The 15,260-nt window shown below is 71.3% G+C and carries 18 protein-coding genes and 1 pseudogene; 9 read left to right on the top strand and 10 right to left on the bottom strand.

The window, feature by feature from the left end; all coding sequences use genetic code 11:
- Nucleotides 1–110: 110 nt before the first annotated feature.
- Together ACIQ8B_RS07070 and ACIQ8B_RS07065 are read right to left on the bottom strand one after the other, a co-directional pair.
- Nucleotides 111–1,538 (bottom strand): M20/M25/M40 family metallo-hydrolase, encoded by a 1,428-nt coding sequence (locus ACIQ8B_RS07070; protein WP_403545843.1) that lies wholly within the window; start codon nucleotides 1,536–1,538, stop codon nucleotides 111–113.
- 268 nt (nucleotides 1,539–1,806) lie between these two features.
- Complete coding sequence (locus ACIQ8B_RS07065) at nucleotides 1,807–3,483, bottom strand: fumarate hydratase (protein ID WP_106412651.1); 1,677 nt, start codon at nucleotides 3,481–3,483, stop codon at nucleotides 1,807–1,809.
- 145 nt (nucleotides 3,484–3,628) lie between these two features.
- Here ACIQ8B_RS07065 and ACIQ8B_RS07060 point away from each other — a divergent pair, with 145 nt between their 5' ends.
- On the top strand, nucleotides 3,629–4,324 hold the full coding sequence (locus tag ACIQ8B_RS07060) for a DUF1707 domain-containing protein (RefSeq protein ID WP_290008111.1): 696 nt from the start codon (nucleotides 3,629–3,631) through the stop codon (nucleotides 4,322–4,324).
- 166 nt (nucleotides 4,325–4,490) lie between these two features.
- Nucleotides 4,491–4,865, top strand: a complete 375-nt coding sequence (locus ACIQ8B_RS07055) for a WhiB family transcriptional regulator (protein ID WP_048455846.1) — start codon at nucleotides 4,491–4,493, stop codon at nucleotides 4,863–4,865.
- Between the two features lie 69 nt (nucleotides 4,866–4,934).
- Here the strand turns inward: ACIQ8B_RS07055 and glpX are convergent, their stop codons facing one another.
- Nucleotides 4,935–5,969, bottom strand: coding sequence for a class II fructose-bisphosphatase (gene glpX, locus ACIQ8B_RS07050; protein ID WP_290008122.1), 1,035 nt, complete (start codon nucleotides 5,967–5,969; stop codon nucleotides 4,935–4,937).
- 143 nt (nucleotides 5,970–6,112) lie between these two features.
- On the opposite strand from glpX, the gene ACIQ8B_RS07045 reads away from it, so the two are divergent.
- Nucleotides 6,113–6,619 carry a DUF4245 domain-containing protein gene (locus ACIQ8B_RS07045; protein WP_290008177.1) on the top strand — a complete coding sequence of 169 codons (507 nt, stop codon included), beginning with the start codon at nucleotides 6,113–6,115 and terminating at the stop codon, nucleotides 6,617–6,619.
- Nucleotides 6,620–6,697: 78 nt separating this feature from the next.
- Here ACIQ8B_RS07045 and ACIQ8B_RS07040 read toward each other — a convergent pair whose 3' ends face one another.
- The 3 genes from ACIQ8B_RS07040 to xseA all read right to left on the bottom strand — a co-directional run bounded on the left by ACIQ8B_RS07040 (nucleotide 6,698) and on the right by xseA (nucleotide 8,856).
- Nucleotides 6,698–7,288, bottom strand: coding sequence for a malonic semialdehyde reductase (locus ACIQ8B_RS07040; protein WP_403545839.1), 591 nt, complete (start codon nucleotides 7,286–7,288; stop codon nucleotides 6,698–6,700).
- A 103-nt stretch (nucleotides 7,289–7,391) separates the two neighbouring features.
- Entirely contained in the window at nucleotides 7,392–7,637 is a 246-nt protein-coding gene (locus tag ACIQ8B_RS07035) for an exodeoxyribonuclease VII small subunit (RefSeq protein WP_106412646.1), read from the bottom strand.
- A gap of 10 nt (nucleotides 7,638–7,647) precedes the next feature.
- Entirely contained in the window at nucleotides 7,648–8,856 is a 1,209-nt protein-coding gene (xseA, locus tag ACIQ8B_RS07030) for an exodeoxyribonuclease VII large subunit (RefSeq protein ID WP_403545837.1), read from the bottom strand.
- A gap of 87 nt (nucleotides 8,857–8,943) precedes the next feature.
- On the opposite strand from xseA, the gene ACIQ8B_RS07025 reads away from it, so the two are divergent.
- Nucleotides 8,944–9,957 carry a 4-hydroxy-3-methylbut-2-enyl diphosphate reductase gene (locus ACIQ8B_RS07025; RefSeq protein WP_290008132.1) on the top strand — a complete coding sequence of 338 codons (1,014 nt, stop codon included), beginning with the start codon at nucleotides 8,944–8,946 and terminating at the stop codon, nucleotides 9,955–9,957.
- A 95-nt stretch (nucleotides 9,958–10,052) separates the two neighbouring features.
- A complete protein-coding gene (ppgK, locus tag ACIQ8B_RS07020; protein WP_403545834.1) occupies nucleotides 10,053–10,799 on the top strand; it encodes a polyphosphate--glucose phosphotransferase in 747 nt (248 codons plus the stop codon).
- Between the two features lie 245 nt (nucleotides 10,800–11,044).
- On the opposite strand, the gene ACIQ8B_RS07015 is transcribed toward ppgK, so the two are convergent.
- Nucleotides 11,045–11,458, bottom strand: a complete 414-nt coding sequence (locus ACIQ8B_RS07015) for a DUF6542 domain-containing protein (RefSeq protein ID WP_403545832.1) — start codon at nucleotides 11,456–11,458, stop codon at nucleotides 11,045–11,047.
- Nucleotides 11,459–11,846: 388 nt separating this feature from the next.
- Between ACIQ8B_RS07015 and ychF the strand changes: the two genes are divergently transcribed.
- Together ychF and ACIQ8B_RS07005 are read left to right on the top strand one after the other, a co-directional pair.
- Nucleotides 11,847–12,935, top strand: coding sequence for a redox-regulated ATPase YchF (gene ychF / locus ACIQ8B_RS07010; RefSeq protein WP_290008138.1), 1,089 nt, complete (start codon nucleotides 11,847–11,849; stop codon nucleotides 12,933–12,935).
- 228 nt (nucleotides 12,936–13,163) lie between these two features.
- Nucleotides 13,164–13,497, top strand: a pseudogene (locus ACIQ8B_RS07005) (IS5/IS1182 family transposase); the annotation flags it as partial.
- Here ACIQ8B_RS07005 and ACIQ8B_RS07000 read toward each other — a convergent pair.
- From ACIQ8B_RS07000 to ACIQ8B_RS06990, 3 genes are all read right to left on the bottom strand, one after another.
- A complete protein-coding gene (locus ACIQ8B_RS07000; protein WP_290008141.1) occupies nucleotides 13,471–13,593 on the bottom strand; it encodes a hypothetical protein in 123 nt (40 codons plus the stop codon). The pseudogene ACIQ8B_RS07005 and the gene ACIQ8B_RS07000 overlap by 27 nt on opposite strands.
- An 85-nt stretch (nucleotides 13,594–13,678) precedes the next feature.
- Nucleotides 13,679–14,071, bottom strand: coding sequence for a DNA-binding protein (locus tag ACIQ8B_RS06995; protein WP_403545830.1), 393 nt, complete (start codon nucleotides 14,069–14,071; stop codon nucleotides 13,679–13,681).
- On the bottom strand, nucleotides 14,071–14,322 hold the full coding sequence (locus ACIQ8B_RS06990) for a hypothetical protein (protein ID WP_290008144.1): 252 nt from the start codon (nucleotides 14,320–14,322) through the stop codon (nucleotides 14,071–14,073). The genes ACIQ8B_RS06995 and ACIQ8B_RS06990 overlap by 1 nt, the downstream gene beginning before the upstream one ends.
- Before the next feature lie 365 nt (nucleotides 14,323–14,687).
- On the opposite strand from ACIQ8B_RS06990, the gene ACIQ8B_RS06985 reads away from it, so the two are divergent.
- Both ACIQ8B_RS06985 and ACIQ8B_RS06980 read left to right on the top strand, forming a co-directional pair.
- Nucleotides 14,688–14,972, top strand: coding sequence for a type II toxin-antitoxin system Phd/YefM family antitoxin (locus tag ACIQ8B_RS06985; RefSeq protein WP_403545828.1), 285 nt, complete (start codon nucleotides 14,688–14,690; stop codon nucleotides 14,970–14,972).
- The gene (locus tag ACIQ8B_RS06980; RefSeq protein ID WP_403545826.1) at nucleotides 14,969–15,223 is read left to right on the top strand and encodes a Txe/YoeB family addiction module toxin; all 255 of its coding nucleotides are present in this window, start codon (nucleotides 14,969–14,971) and stop codon (nucleotides 15,221–15,223) included. Before ACIQ8B_RS06985 ends, ACIQ8B_RS06980 begins: the two co-directional genes overlap by 4 nt.
- Nucleotides 15,224–15,260: the final 37 nt, after the last annotated feature.

Below are 15,260 nucleotides of genomic sequence, written 5' to 3'. Positions count from 1 at the left end.
GTGTGTACCTCCGTGGAGCACAGCAGCGGTGTCGGACGAGCGTATTCCCCGGAAAGGCCGTCCGCCCCGCCGCGACGGCACGCGGCGGGGCGGAGCACCCGTGGGGGGCGTCAGTCGCTCTGCAGACTCACGTCGTCCAGCAGGAAGCCGGTCTGCAGGCTGCGGTCCTCGGTGGCGGTGAACGTCACGGTCACCGTCTGCCCGGCGTACGCGGACAGGTCGGCCGAGCGCTGCGTCCAGCCGCCGCCCGCGTGCACGTTGGACCAGGTGGCGAGCGTGGTGCCGTTCACCCGGACGGTGAACGTGTCGTACGCCCGGGTGCCGGACTCGGCGGTCTCGACGCGCAGCCAGAAGCCCAGCGACGCGCCCGTGCAGCCGGCGGGCACGGTCACCGTCTGGCTGATCGACTCGGTGCCGGCGGAGCCGTTGCCGCCGAGCCAGGCGAAGCGGGTGCCGCCGTGCGCGGGCCGGCCCGTGTGGGCGGCGATGGCCGCGGTGGTCCCGGTCCACGGCGCGGTCCCGCTCTCGAACCCGCCGTTGCCGATGACGCCGGCGGTGTCGCAGACGCCGCCGCCGGTGCCGACGGCCTGCTGCCACAGGGTGTACGCGATGCCGTCGGCCGCGCGGTCGAGGCCGGTGGTGTTGATGTTGGAGAGGGTGTCGCACGCCCGGTGGTAGCAGGGGTCGTACGACGCGCCGGAGGTGCCGCCCCACTTGGCGGCCTGCGCGGCGGTCTTCCGGGCGCTCGCCCCCATCGCGTAGCCGGACGTGGGGATGCCGTACCGCTCGAAGGAGTAGTCGTCGCTGCGGCCGGCGCCCTCGGTGTTCTCCTCGGGCCGGAGGCCGAGGGAGTCCCAGTACGCCTTCATCGGAGCGGCGGCCGCGGAGGTGATGCGGTTGATGAAGTAGCCGCCGTTGACCGAGGCGATCATGTCGAAGTTGTAGTACGCCTTGATCCGGGAGCGTTCCGCCGACGACAGCGAACGGACGTAGAAGTAGCTGCCGTTGAGGCCCTGCTCCTCGTCGGTCCACCAGGCGAAGCGGACCCGGTTGCGCAGGTCCGGGTTCTCCCGGGCGAGCGCCAGGGCGTTCTCCAGCAGGGCGGCGGAGCCGGAGGCGTTGTCGTTCATGCCGGGTCCTGCGGAGACGCCGTCGAGGTGGGCGCCGAACATGTACACGTTGTCGGCGTCGCCCCGGGGCCACTCGGCGATCAGGTTGGGTCCGGCGCCGCTGGTGCAGCCGGAGGTGCAGGGCTGCTCGGTGACGGTGTAGCCGGCGGCCTGCAGCCTGCCCTTCACGTAGGCGACGGAGTCGCGGTAACCCTGGGTCGTGGACCGGCGGTTGCCGCCGTTGCGGGCGGCGACGGCGCTGAGTTCCTCGAGGTGGGCCCGTACCGCGGTGACGCTGATGTCGGGGGCGGCGAGGGCGGTGGTGGTGGAGGCGGGGGACGTGCCGGACGGGGTGGCCGCGGCGGGGAGTGCGCCGAAGCCGAGCACGAGGGCGAGCAGGGTGCCCGCCAGGGCGAATCTTCGTTTCACCTGGACTCCTCCGGACGGTGGCTGTGGGGTCGCCACGCGAGGGACCCGGCATGGCATGTGCATGCCGGGCTGCCAGGAAGAGTCACAGCAAGTTGTTGATCGGGTCAACGGCGTCGGACCGGGCGGGGCCAGGTTGTCCGAAAGCGGCACAGGAAATCCGCTATGCGGACACGGGGCTCCGCCCCGGATCCCGCTCCTCGGATGCCGGAGGGGCCGCGCGCGGCCCCTCCGGCATCCGAGGACGAGGCCCGCAAGGGCCGATGAAGGCTCAGGCGAGCCCGGGTCCCCGCACCGGGATCGACGTGAACGTCGGCTGGGGCGCCGGATCCTGGAAGAAGTCGTTCCCCTTGTCGTCCACGACGATGAACGCGGGGAAGTCCTCGACCTCGATCCTCCAGACCGCCTCCATCCCCAGCTCCTCGTACTCGACGACCTCCACCTTCTTGATGCAGTCCTGCGCGAGCCGCGCCGCCGGACCGCCGATGGAGCCGAGGTAGAAGCCGCCGTGCGCGGCGCACGCGTCGGTGACCTGCTTGCTGCGGTTGCCCTTCGCCAGCATCACCAGCGACCCGCCGGCCGCCTGGAACTGCTCCACGTAGGAGTCCATCCGCCCGGCCGTGGTGGGCCCGAAGGACCCGGACGCGTAACCCTCCGGCGTCTTCGCGGGGCCGGCGTAGTACACCGGGTGGTCCTTGAGGTACTGCGGCATCTCCTGGCCCGCGTCCAGCCGCTCCTTGATCTTCGCGTGCGCGATGTCGCGCGCCACGACCAGCGGGCCGGACAGCGAGAGCCGGGTCTTCACCGGGTACTTGGACAGCTCGGCGAGGATCGCCTTCATCGGCTGGTTGAGGTCGATCCTCACGACGTCGCCGGAGTCGTCGAGCTGCTCGTCCGTGGTCTCCGGCAGGAAGCGCGCCGGGTCGGTCTCCAGCTGCTCCAGGAACACGCCCTCGGCCGTGATCTTCGCGACCGCCTGGCGGTCGGCCGAGCAGGAGACCGCGATGGCGACGGGGCACGACGCGCCGTGCCGCGGCAGGCGCACCACGCGCACGTCGTGGCAGAAGTACTTGCCGCCGAACTGGGCGCCGATGCCGATCCTCTGGGTCAGCTCGAAGACCTTCTCCTCGAGCTCCTTGTCCCGGAAGCCGTGCCCGAGCGGCGAGCCCTCGCTCGGGATCTCGTCCAGGTAGTGCGCGGAGGCGTACTTCGCCGTCTTCAGCGCGTACTCGGCCGAGGTGCCGCCGACCACGATCGCCAGGTGGTACGGCGGACAGGCGGCCGTGCCCAGCGAACGGATCTTCTCCTCCAGGAACTTCATCATGGAGGCCTCGTTCAGGACGGCCTTGGTCTCCTGGTACAGGAAGCTCTTGTTGGCGGAGCCGCCGCCCTTGGCCATGAAGAGGAACTTGTACGCGTCGCCGTCCGTCGCGTACAGCTCGATCTGCGCGGGGAGGTTGGAACCGGTGTTCTTCTCCTCCCACATGGTGAGCGGCGCCATCTGCGAGTAGCGCAGGTTGAGCTTCTGGTAGGCGTCGTAGATGCCCCGGGACAGGGCCTCCTCGTCGCCGCCCTCGGTCAGCACGTTCTGCCCGCGCTTGCCCATGACGATCGCCGTGCCGGTGTCCTGGCACATCGGCAGCACGCCCGCCGCCGCGATGTTCGCGTTCTTCAGCAGGTCCAGGGCGACGAACTTGTCGTTGCCGGACGCCTCGGGGTCGTCGATGATGCGGCGCAGCTGGGCGAGGTGCGCGGGGCGCAGGTAGTGCTGGATGTCGCGGATGGCCTCCTCGGCGAGCTTGCGCAGCGCCTCCGGCTCGACCTTGAGGAACGTCCGGCCGTCGGCCTCGAAGGTGGACACACCTTCGGAGGTCACCAGCCGGTAGGGGGTGGTGTCCTCTCCCATGGGGAGCAGATCGGCGTACTCGAACTCAGGCATCTCGCCCATTCCTCACTCGATGGAAGACCGCCCGCCTCCGTCGGCGGGCCTTCCCAGCCTAGGACCTGCCCCGGACACCGGTCCCGTGAGGTCGTCCTCAGTCGTCCGCCCCGCGGGGTAGTCGCGATCTATCGCGTTTGGGTACGCTGCTGCCGTGGACCTTCAGAAGCACGCCCAGCAGCCGGATCCGGCGCCTCGGAGCACCGAGCTGCGCGCCTCCGACGCCGACCGTGACCGTATCGCCGAACTCCTGCACGAGGCGCACGCCGAGGGCCGGCTGACCGCCGACGAGCACGCCGAGCGTGTCGAGGGCGTGCTGTCCGCCAAGACGCTGGGCGAGCTGGAGGGGTTCATCCAGGACCTGCCCGTCGCCCACCGGCGGCACGCGGCCCCCGCCTCCGCGCCCGGCCGCCCCGCCGCGGGCGTCTTCCCGGTGGACCCCGACGACAACGTGGTCGCGGTATTCAGCGCCGCCGCCCGCAAGGGCCGCTGGCGCACCGGCCGCCGCATCCACGCGTACGCGGTCTTCGGCAGTGTGGAGATAGACCTCAGCGAAGCGCTGTTCGACCACCAGCAGGTGATGATCAAGGCGTTCTCCGTCTTCGGCAGCGTCGAGATACGCGTCCCGGAGAACGTGTCGCTGCGCGGCACCGGCGGCGGCGTGCTCGGGGCCTTCGAGGTGGTCCCGCAGGACTCGCCCGACGACAGCGCCCCGGTGGTCTACGTCGACGGCTGGGCGGTCCTGGGCAGCGTCGAGGCCCGCCCGAAGCGCGGCAAGCTCGTGAAGGACATCCTCGATCGCGTGCAGCGCACGGTCGACCGCAGCATGCGCAAGCACCTGGGGCACTGAACACGGCGCGGGCCGAGGCCTGTCGGGAACTCTGTGCATAGGCGCGCGCACATCGGGTAAGCCTTGACGCATCGTCTCCTTGGAGGGCGCCAGGGATTCACGCCGGGCCGTCCCACGTGCATCCACGGCACTCGCCAGCTCGCGAAGCCGTCGTCAGGAGTAGACCGTGCTGCAACCGCCGCATTCGTCCCTGCAGGTAGCCGCCGTTCCGGCCCAGCGAGTGGCAGCGCGGGACAGGGACCAGGACGCCCCCTGGCACACCGAGGCGGTGTGCCGGCGCGACGAGGCGGGCCTGTTCTTCGCGCCGTCGAAGGAGCCGACCGCCGCGCGGCTGTCCCGCGAGGAGGCGGCCAAGCGGGTCTGCGCCCGCTGCCCGGTCATGGTGGAGTGCCGCGAGCACGCCCTGCTCCAGCCCGAGCCCTACGGCGTCTGGGGCGGCCTGACCGCGGCGGAGCGCCGCGTCGTCCTGGCCCGCCGCAGGCGCCGCGAGATGGAGCTGAAGAAGGCCGCCCGGCAGAACCGCATAGCCGCCGCGGGCTGATCCCCGCACCCGACGGAAGGAGGCGCCCTCTCCGCACAGAGGACGCCTCTCCTTCCGGTGGCTCCAGGGTCACTTGGCCCGGTCGAAGTCGATCGCGCTGTAGGCCCGCAGCTTGCTGAGCCGGTGCTCGGAGTCGATGCGCCGTACCGTCCCCGACTTGGACCGCATCACGATCGAGTCGGTCGTCGCCGTCTCCGAGCGGTAGCGCACGCCCCGCAGCAGCTCGCCGTCGGTGATGCCGGTCGCCACGAAGAACACGTTGTCGCCGGTGACCAGGTCCTCCGTGGTCAGCACCCGGTCCAGGTCGTGCCCCGCGTCCATCGCCCGCTGCCGCTCCTCGTCGTCCTTCGGCCACAGCTTGCCCTGGATGGTGCCGCCCAGGCACTTCACCGCGCAGGCCGAGATGATGCCCTCGGGGGTGCCGCCGATGCCCAGCAGCAGGTCGATGCCGGTGCCCTCGCGCAGCGCCAGGATCGAGCCGGCCACGTCGCCGTCGGAGATCAGCTTGATGCGCGCCCCGGTCTCCCGGATCTCCTTGATGATGCCCTCGTGCCGCGGCCGGTCCAGGATCACCACGGTGACGTCCTCGGGGGTGGCCCGCTTCGCCTTGGCGACCCGGCGGATGTTCACGCTCACCGGGGCGTTGATGTCGACGAAGTCGGCCGCATCCGGACCGGTGACCAGCTTGTCCATGTAGAACACGGCCGACGGGTCGAACATCGAGCCGCGCTCGGCCGCCGCCAGCACCGCGATGGCGTTGGTCATGCCCTTGGCCGTCAGCGTCGTGCCGTCGATCGGGTCGACCGCGATGTCGCACTCCGGGCCGGTGCCGTCGCCCACGCGCTCCCCGTTGAAGAGCATCGGGGCCTCGTCCTTCTCGCCCTCGCCGATGACGACGACGCCGTTCATCGAGACGGTGGAGACCAGGGTGCGCATGGCGCGTACCGCGGCGCCGTCGGCGCCGTTCTTGTCGCCGCGCCCTACCCAGCGGCCCGCGGCCATCGCGGCCGCCTCGGTGACCCGTACGAGTTCCAGGGCGAGGTTGCGGTCGGGGGCCTCGGAGGGGACATCGAGCTCGGACGGCAGATGGTGGTGTTCGGTCATCGGAGCGCACCTTTCTGTACGACGACGGCCGGTTGAGGGTATGGCCATGACTCTATCGCCAGGCAGACAAAATGAGCAGGGGACCCCACGGATGAGCGCCGCGGGCACCTGCGACGATAGGAGGCGTGGCAGGAACGAACAGCATGCAGAAGTCGGCCAGGGACATGGTTCTGTCCCTGGCGCTCATCGTGCTCGCGGCGGGAGTGGTGTGGCTGTTCCTCCCGCGCACGGGCGGTGAGCCCGAGGTCAAGCGCGTCGACTACCGCATCGATCTGCTGACCGCCCGCCGGGCCGCCTCCTACCCGGTGGTCGCCCCCGAGGGGCTGCCCGAGGCGTGGAAGCCCACCTCCGTGCGCTACCGCGCGGCCGAGGACGAGTCCTGGCACCTGGGCTTCCGCACCCCCGACGGCGAGTACGCGGCGGTCGAGCAGTCCGCCGGCAAGCGCACGGCGTTCATCGAGGACAAGACGCAGCGGGCCGAGCCGACCGGGGCGACCCAGCGGATCGACGGCAAGACCTGGACGCGCTACGAGGGCGAGCGCTACGACGCCCTGGTGCTGGAGGACACCCCGGGCTCGACGACCGTGGTGACCGGCACGGCGTCCTTCGGGGAGCTGACGAAGATGGCGGAGGCGCTGCGCGCGGAGTGACCGGCGCGCACGCACCAGAGGCGGGGCCCCGGATCGCCGATCCGGGGCCCCGCCCCTTTCCGCCGTCCCGCCCGGGGCTCAGACGGTGGTGACGACCTGCTCGTACTCCAGGCGCGGGCTGCGCGGGAACCAGGCGTCGGGGCCGGGGCGGCCGATGTTCACGACCATCAGCGGGGTGTGGTCGTCGTCCAGGAACTCCTTGCGCACGCCCTCGAAGTCGAGGCCGGTCATCGGGCCGGCGGCCAGACCGGCGGCCCGGACGCCGATGATGAAGTACGCGGCCTGGAGGGCGGCGTTCAGCGCGGCGGAGGCCTCCCGGACCGGGCGCTCGCCGAAGACGGCGTCCCTGGCCTGCGGGAAGTGCGGGAAGAGGTGCGGCATCTCCTCGTGGAACTCGTTGTCCGCGGAGAGGATCGCGACGAGCGGCGCGGTGGCCGTCTTGGCCCGGTTGCCCTCGGCCATGTGCCGCACCAGGCGCTCGCGGGCCTCGGGGGAGCGGACCAGCGTGATGCGCAGCGGCGACTGGTTCATGGACGTGGGGCCGTACTTGATCAGGTCGTAGACCGCCCGGACCTGCTCGTCGGTCACCGGCTCGTCGGTGAACGTGTTGGCGGTGCGCGCCTCGCGGAACAGCAGGTCCTGGGCGGCGGGGTCGAGAAGGAGAGACATGCGTGACCTCATGGGATGTGCGACGGCCCGTACGGAATTAACGGACCGCGGTCCGGTTTACGGGGCGAGCGTACCCCTGTGAAGTTCAACGTTCAACCGAAAGTCAGTTCTCCTCGGCGGCCCCGGCCTGCTCCTCCTCCGCGAGCGCCGCGTCCAGCCGGGCCCGCGCCCCGTCCAGCCGGCGCCGGCACACCTTGGCCAGCTCCTCGCCCCGCTCCCAGAGCGCGAGCGACTCCTCCAGCGTCGTACCGCCCGCCTCCAGGCGGCGTACGACCTCGATCAGCTCGTCCCGCGCCTGTTCGTAGCCGAGCGCCTCGGCCGCCGCCGTCTGCTCCGTCTTCCCGGTCATTCCGTCCACCTCATGCATCGACCCGTACCGTGAACTCACCCGCGGACACCCGCGCCCGCAGCACCTCGCCCGCCTCCACCTCACCGGGAGCGCGCACCGCCTGCCCGTCCTCCCGCTGCAGCACCGCGTACCCGCGCTTCAGCGTGGCGGCGGGGGAGAGGGCCACCACGCGCGCGTGCGTGTGCGTCAGCTCGGAGTCGGCCCGGTCCAGCTGGTGGCGCAGCGCCCGCCGGCCCCGGTCCAGCAGCATCGTGACCTCCTCGGCCCGGGCGTCGACCATCCGGTGCGGATCCTGGAGCGACGGCCGGGCCAGCGCGTGCGCCAGCCCCCGCTCCTCCCGCTCCAGCAGGGCGCCCACACAGCGGCGCGCGCGGTCCCGCAGCATCCGCACCCGCTCGTACTCCTCGCCCACGTCCGGCACCACCTTCTTGGCGGCGTCGGTCGGCGTGGAGGCGCGCAGATCGGCGACCAGGTCCAGCAGCGGGCTGTCCGGCTCGTGCCCGATCGCCGAGACGACCGGCGTACGGCAGGCCGCCACCGCCCGCACCAGCTGCTCGTCGGAGAACGGCAGCAGGTCCTCCACGCTGCCCCCGCCCCGCGCCACGACGATCACGTCCACCTCGTCGAGCGCGTCCAGCTCCCGCACGGCCTGGACCACCTGCGGCACCGCGTGCACCCCCTGCACCGCGACGTTCCGCATCTCGAAGCGGACCGCCGGCCAGCGGTGCCGCGCGTTCTCCAGCACGTCCCGCTCGGCCGCCGACGCGCGCCCGCACACCAGCCCGACCAGCCGCGGCAGGAACGGCAGCGGCTTCTTGCGCTCCGGCGCGAACAGTCCCTCGCGCGCCAGCGACTTCTTCAGCTGCTCCAGCCGCGCCAGCAGCTCCCCGACCCCCACCGGCCGGATCTCGGCGGCCCGCAGCGACAGCTGCCCCCGGGGCGCGTACCACTCCGGCTTGCAGTGGACCACCACCCGCGCGCCCTCGCTCACGACGTCCGCGACGGCGTCGAACACCTGCCGGTAGCAGGTCACCCCCACCGAGACGTCGTACGAGGGGTCGCGCAGCGTCAGGAACACCACCCCCGCGCCCGGCCGCCGCGACAGCTGGGTGATCTGCCCCTCCACCCACACCGCGCCGAGCCGGTCGATCCACCCGCCGATGAGCCGCGACACCTCTCCCACCGGCAGGGGGGCGTCCGCGGACGTGTTCACAGCCATGCCCGCGAGCGTAGTGCGCCCCGCCGACACCGGTGCGCCGCCACCGACGGAGCACCGCGCCCGGACCCCGCGCGCACGGCCCGTACGATGGGACGCATGACCGCTTCGACTGGCCGCCGTGTCCTGCTCGCCGCCCCCCGGGGCTACTGCGCGGGGGTGGACCGCGCCGTGATCGCCGTCGAGAAGGCCCTGGAGCAGTACGGGGCTCCCGTCTACGTCCGGCACGAGATCGTGCACAACAAGTACGTCGTGCAGACCCTGGAGAAGAAGGGCGCGATCTTCGTCGAGCGGACGGAGGAGGTGCCCCCGGGCAACATCGTGATGTTCTCCGCGCACGGCGTCGCCCCGGTCGTCCACGAGGAGGCCCGGCGCGGCCGGCTCGCCACCATCGACGCCACCTGCCCGCTGGTCACCAAGGTCCACAAGGAAGCGGTCCGCTTCGCCAACGAGGACTACGACATCCTCCTGATCGGGCACGAGGGCCACGAGGAGGTCATCGGCACCTCCGGCGAGGCCCCCGACCACATCCAGCTGGTCGACGGCCCCGGCGACGTGGAGAAGGTCGAGGTCCGCGACCCGTCGAAGGTCGTCTGGCTCTCCCAGACCACGCTCAGCGTCGACGAGACCATGGAGACCGTCGACGCCCTGAAGGAGAAGTTCCCCCAGCTCCTCTCCCCGCCGAGCGACGACATCTGCTACGCCACGCAGAACCGCCAGCTCGCGGTGAAGCAGATGGGCGCCGAGGCCGACCTGGTCATCGTGGTCGGCTCCCGCAACTCCTCCAACTCCAAGCGGCTGGTCGAGGTCGCCAAGCTGGCCGGCGCCCGCGAGGCCTACCTGGTGGACTTCGCCGACGAGATCGACGAGGCCTGGCTGGAGGGCGTCTCCACGGTCGGCGTCACCTCGGGCGCCTCGGTGCCGGAGGTGCTGGTCGAGCAGGTCCTGGAGTGGCTGTCGCAGCGCGGCTTCGAGGACGTGGAGATCGTCAAGGCGGCCGAGGAGTCCATCACCTTCTCCCTCCCCAAGGAGCTCCGCCGCGACCTGCGCGAGGAGGCCGCCGCGCTGGCGGCCGAGCGCGGCGGCGCCGGCAGCGAGGGCTAGCCCCCCCACGCGTCCCCCCGCGTGCTCCCCCGGGGGCGGTCGCGATCACGGCGTTCGACCCCGTGGCCGTCCCCCGGTCGTCGTACCGTGGTGCCATGCAGATCTTCGGCGTGGACATCGGCGGATCCGGGATCAAGGGCGCCCCGGTCGACCTCGACAAGGGGGACCTGGCGCAGGAGCGCTGCAAGGTCCTCACCCCGTACCCGGCCACGCCGGACGCGGTGGCCGACGGGGTGAAGCAGGTCGTCGACCACTTCGGCTGGACCGGCCCGGTCGGCGTCACCTTCCCCGGCGTCGTCACCGACGGCACCACGATCCGCACGGCGGCCAACGTCGACAAGGGCTGGATCGACACCGACGCGCGCGTCCTGCTCGGCGACCGCCTGGGAGGCCTGCCGGTGACGGTGGTCAACGACGCGGACGCGGCCGGCATCGCCGAGATGCACTTCGGCGCCGGCCGGCACCGCAAGGGCACGGTGATCGTGCTGACCTTCGGCACCGGCATCGGCAGCGCCCTGTTCGCGGACGGCGTCCTCGTTCCCAACACTGAGCTGGGGCACCTGGAGCTGGAGGGCCACGACGCGGAGAAGCGGGCGTCCAGCAAAGCCAGGGAGGACCACGACCTGTCGTGGGACGAGTGGGCGTGCCGGGTGCAGAAGTACCTCGCCCACGTGGAGATGCTGTTCTCGCCCGAGCTGTTCGTGATCGGCGGCGGCGTCAGCCGCAAGGCGCACAAGTTCCTGCCGAGGATCGAGGGCATCAAGGCGGAGATCGTCCCGGCCCACCTGCAGAACAACGCGGGCATCGTGGGGGCGGCGATGCGGGCGGCGACGGGGGTGTAGGCCGGGGGAGGCCGGCCGGGCCGATGCGGGCGTCGGGCCTCGCGGGCGTCGGGGCTTGTGGCCGGGCGGGCGTCGTGCCGGGTCCGAGGGGCGCGCGGGCGGGTGTCGCACCGGGCCCGAGGGCGGTTGCGGGGCAGGCGTCGCGTCGGGCCCGGAGGATGTGCGGGCGGGCGCGTCGGGCCCGGGGGCGGTCGTGCGGGGCGGGCGTCGCGTCGAGCCCGAAGGCGATGGCCGGGCGGGCGTCGTCAGGAGGCCGCCTTACCTGCCCGCTCCTGTGCGAGGCGCCGGTTGGCCGTGCGGACCCGCCGCACCCGGCGGGCGATCACCAGCACACCCGCGACCAGCGTCCCGCCGTAGAGCCACCCGGCCTGGGTGGCGAGACCGGTCACCATGCCCATCAGCCGGTCCGGCGTGCTTCCGCCGCCCTCGTCGGCGACCGGCACCAGCCCCACGGCGAAGGCGATCGGCACCACCACGGGCGCGATGAGCAGGTCCCCGTCGCGCACCCACAGCGCGGTCAACACGCACACCGGCAGGAACAGCACCCCGTACACGGTCAGCGAGGCGCCGAACCACACCTCCGTGAGCAGCCCGAGCACCAGCATCACGGCCCCGCAGAACAGTCCGCCGCCCAGCCCGGTGAGCCGGGGGCCGGGCACGCGCCGCGCGGCGGGCGGGGGAGCGGGCCGGCGTCGCGGGGGCCGCTGGGCGCGCGGGGACCGGGCGGCCCCGCCGCCCGTCGTCCGCCCCGCCTGCGGGGGCAGCGGCGGTCCGGGCGGCCGTGACGTGCGGGGGGCCGCCGACGGGCTCGGCGCCGGCTCGCCTCGCGGTCCGTGCTGGGCGGGTCGCGTCCTGTGTTGCTCCACTGGACCAACTTAGGTCGTTTTATGTGTCCGGCGGCCCGTCGGACACGCCGGTATCCGGCCATCGGCCGGGCGTTCGACACAGCCGCCGGCCGGCCGCGGGCACGCCGTAGACTGGTGGATCGGTCCACGTCGGCCCCACGGCCGGCCCTCGCCCCCCTCCTCACGTACGGGAAGTCGCAACGTGTCGCTCACGATCGGAATCGTCGGTCTGCCGAATGTCGGCAAGTCGACCCTGTTCAACGCCCTGACCAAGAACGACGTGCTGGCGGCCAACTACCCGTTCGCCACGATCGAGCCCAACGTGGGCGTCGTGGGCGTCCCCGACCCCCGGCTGACCAAGCTGGCGGAGATCTTCGGCTCGCAGCGGATCCTCCCGGCCACGGTCGACTTCGTCGACATCGCCGGCATCGTGCGCGGCGCGTCCGAGGGCGAGGGCCTGGGCAACAAGTTCCTCGCGAACATCCGGGAGTCCGACGCGATCTGCCAGGTCATCCGCGCCTTCAAGGACGAGAACGTCGTCCACGTCGACGGCAAGGTCTCGCCGAAGGACGACATCGAGACGATCAACACCGAGCTGATCCTCGCCGACCTGCAGACCATCGAGAAGGTCCTCCCGCGCCTGCAGAAGGAGTCGCGGATCAAGAAGGACGTCGCGCCCAAGGTCAAGGCGGTCGAGGAGGCCAAGGAGATCCTGGAGAAGGGCGACACGCTGTTCTCGCAGGGCATCGTCCAGGGCACCGAGCGCGCGGAGCTCCTCCACGACCTGCACCTGCTCACCACCAAGCCGTTCCTCTACGTCTTCAACGTCGACGAGGACGAGCTGACCGACGAGGACTTCAAGAACGAGCAACGCGCGCTGGTCGCCCCCGCCGAGGCGATCTTCCTCAACGCCAAGCTGGAGGCGGACCTCGCCGAGCTGGAGGAGGACGAGGCGCTCGAGCTGCTCCAGTCCGTCGGCCAGGAGGAGCCCGGTCTCGCCACCCTCGCGCACGTCGGCTTCCGCACCCTCGGCCTGCAGACCTACCTGACGGCCGGCCCCAAGGAGTCCCGCGCCTGGACCATCAAGAAGGGCGCCACCGCCCCCGAGGCCGCCGGTGTCATCCACACCGACTTCCAGAAGGGCTTCATCAAGGCGGAGGTCATCTCCTTCGACGACCTGGTCGAGACCGGCTCGGTCGCCGAGGCCCGCGCCAAGGGCAAGGCGCGCATGGAGGGCAAGGACTACGTCATGCAGGACGGGGACGTGGTGGAGTTCCGCTTCAACGTCTAGTGGCTGATCCCTTGATCTGTCGAACCGCAGGTCATAGGCGAGAAACCCCAGGTAAGGGGCCGGATCGCACGGTCTGGCCCTTCCTTTTTCTCCGCCTGGTCCCGGCCTTTCCGGGGAGTGAGTCCTTTCCAGCCCGGCGGCCGGGCAAGCCAGTTGGGCTGACACACGGGTGAAGCCCCTGGGGGGTAGGTTTTCGACCAAGAAATACGTCTCCACCAGAGGCTTCGTGTGCTTGTCCACCCGTCGGGCGTCGGCCTGTCCAGCTCCGCCCTGCGCTTCCTGTCCGCCAAGCTCCGCCGGCACCGTCGGGAGCTCGGCACCCGGTGGCGACGTCCGAGCCCAGACCGACAGGCCCTGCTCACCCTCGCCCACCTTCGCAACGGCCACCCGTACGCTCAGCTCGCGGTTGGATGCCGTCCATCGACTGGGGGCACCCCCCAGCCGAAGGCTGGGGGACATCGCCGCGGACCGTCCCTTCTGCTCCGGCTGTGAGGATGATGGTCGTGCCGTTCCGGCTGGCCGGCTGCTGTGGGCCTCACCAGCCCGGCCAGGAGCCGTCCACCACCGGCCCGCCCAGGGGCGACCAGCGGCCGGCACCGGCCACGGACACGTACAGGCCGAATCGGGGTCCGGTCTCGTCCCGCGCGAGCCGCGGCACCGCCCGGACTCTTCCGGGAGCCCCGGTCCCGTAGGGCGCTGTGGTGCCGGCCGCGGGGCAGGGCGGCGTGACCGGGGCCGGTGTTTCAGACCTTGACGACCTCTACGGCAGGGCCGCAGAGGAGCGTCAGGTCCTCGGGGTCGGAAGTGAGGACGGTGACCGGCGGGGGCGCGTCGCGGGCGATGACGGCGAAGGCGGCGTCGATGGCGTATTCATGACCGTGGAGATGATGGGTGCGAAGGAGGGCGGCGGCCTCGTCGGTGACCTCCTTGGTGACGTCGTGAACGTCGATGCGGGAGAGGACCCACTTGATGCGGGCCGGGTGGATCCGCTCGTAATCGGCCTCAAGGGTGGTCATGGCGCTGGTGGCCACGCGGATGCCCTCCTCCGATGCGGCCTGGACCAGAGTCACGACGGTGCGGTCCTTGCGGTAGAGCTTGGAGAGTCCTTCGCTGTCGAGCAGCAGGGTTCCGGGCATCAGGCGGCGGCACCGCCGACCTGCCGGTGGTCATGGCGCAGCAGCGCGCGGGCGGCCTCGATCTCCTCGCGGGTGAGCTCGTCGTTGTCGGTCTCGAAGTCGGCGACGAGCTCCCGAAGCTTGTCCATGGCGACCCGTTGTTCGAGGGCTTCGGCGACATAGGCGGAGAAGCCGCCGGGTCCGACATGGGCGCGTACGGCCTCGGCAAGGTCCTCGGGCAGGCTGATGGAGTACTTTTTGCTACCGCTCATGGCGCCGATACTACCGGTGGTCGTAACTCCGTGGGCGTGGAGGGCCAGGGCCGCACAGGGGAGGTTGCCCGGTCCGCAGACAGGCCGCGGTACGGTCGCAACCGCTCATCGGCGGCCGACGTAACCAAACGGTGAAAGCGCCGTTCAGGGCCCTGGGCTGAGCTCCGCCGCAGGTCAGGGTCGGGCTTGATGCGTTCCGCTTCACCGTGTAAGCGGTTCTCCGCCGTGCGCTGAGGGTTCCGTCAAGCCCGCGGGCGGTTGGGGCTGGTCTCTTCGAGAGCCGGCTCCTTCGTCGGGTGTCTGCTCTGTCCATGAGCAGTGAGAGTGGTGCGTTATTCAGTACCACTGACGGAGAGAGGCAGGCCATGTCCGTAACTGCGAGCGAAGCCCGCAAGGCTCTCTTTCCGCTGATCAAGAAGGTCAACGGCAACCACGAGGCCATCGAGATCGTCTCCAGGCACGGCAATGCCGTACTCGTCTCGGCCGAGGATCAAGCAGCCCTGCGCGAAGGGTCGTATCTGCTGCGCTCTCCGGCGAACGCTCGCCGACTGCTCAAGGCGTACGAGAACGCCTTGGCCGACGTCGACGTGTCGGAGCGAGAGCTGATCGGCCCCGGCTCGCCGGACGCGGCCCGTGAGGGTGCTGAGTGAGACTCCTCTTCGAGGGTCAGGGCTGGGAGGACTACACGTCCTGGCTCAGGAACGACCGCAAGACGCTCGCTCGGATCAACCAGCTCGTCGAGGACGTCAAACGCGACCCCTTCACCGGAATCGGTCAGCCCGAACTGCTCGAGTACCGCCTGCCCGGTGCTTGGCCGCGGCGGACCGACGACGAGCACCACTTGGTCCACCTGGTCACGGACAAGGGGATCGTGATCCTCGCGGCCCGCTGTCACTGCTGAACTCCCGGCTGTCGTCACTGAGCCGGTCCTCCCGGCC

The sequence above is a fragment of the Streptomyces sp. NPDC096105 genome (genome assembly GCF_044763335.1).
Taxonomy (GTDB): domain Bacteria; phylum Actinomycetota; class Actinomycetes; order Streptomycetales; family Streptomycetaceae; genus Streptomyces.
This window is presented reverse-complemented; position numbering and strand designations above follow the sequence as displayed.

Coding starts and splice junctions, on each gene's coding strand:
- ACIQ8B_RS07065 (WP_106412651.1), bottom strand. CDS start 3,483: ATGGGCGAGATGCCTGAGTTCGAGTACGCCGATCTGCTCCCCATGGGA.
- ACIQ8B_RS06985 (WP_403545828.1), top strand. CDS start 14,688: ATGTCCGTAACTGCGAGCGAAGCCCGCAAGGCTCTCTTTCCGCTGATC.
- ACIQ8B_RS06995 (WP_403545830.1), bottom strand. CDS start 14,071: ATGCCCGGAACCCTGCTGCTCGACAGCGAAGGACTCTCCAAGCTCTAC.
- ACIQ8B_RS07025 (WP_290008132.1), top strand. CDS start 8,944: ATGGGACGCATGACCGCTTCGACTGGCCGCCGTGTCCTGCTCGCCGCC.
- ACIQ8B_RS07040 (WP_403545839.1), bottom strand. CDS start 7,288: ATGTCTCTCCTTCTCGACCCCGCCGCCCAGGACCTGCTGTTCCGCGAG.
- ACIQ8B_RS06990 (WP_290008144.1), bottom strand. CDS start 14,322: ATGAGCGGTAGCAAAAAGTACTCCATCAGCCTGCCCGAGGACCTTGCC.
- ppgK (WP_403545834.1), top strand. CDS start 10,053: ATGCAGATCTTCGGCGTGGACATCGGCGGATCCGGGATCAAGGGCGCC.
- glpX (WP_290008122.1), bottom strand. CDS start 5,969: ATGACCGAACACCACCATCTGCCGTCCGAGCTCGATGTCCCCTCCGAG.
- ACIQ8B_RS07045 (WP_290008177.1), top strand. CDS start 6,113: ATGCAGAAGTCGGCCAGGGACATGGTTCTGTCCCTGGCGCTCATCGTG.
- ACIQ8B_RS07035 (WP_106412646.1), bottom strand. CDS start 7,637: ATGACCGGGAAGACGGAGCAGACGGCGGCGGCCGAGGCGCTCGGCTAC.
- xseA (WP_403545837.1), bottom strand. CDS start 8,856: ATGGCTGTGAACACGTCCGCGGACGCCCCCCTGCCGGTGGGAGAGGTG.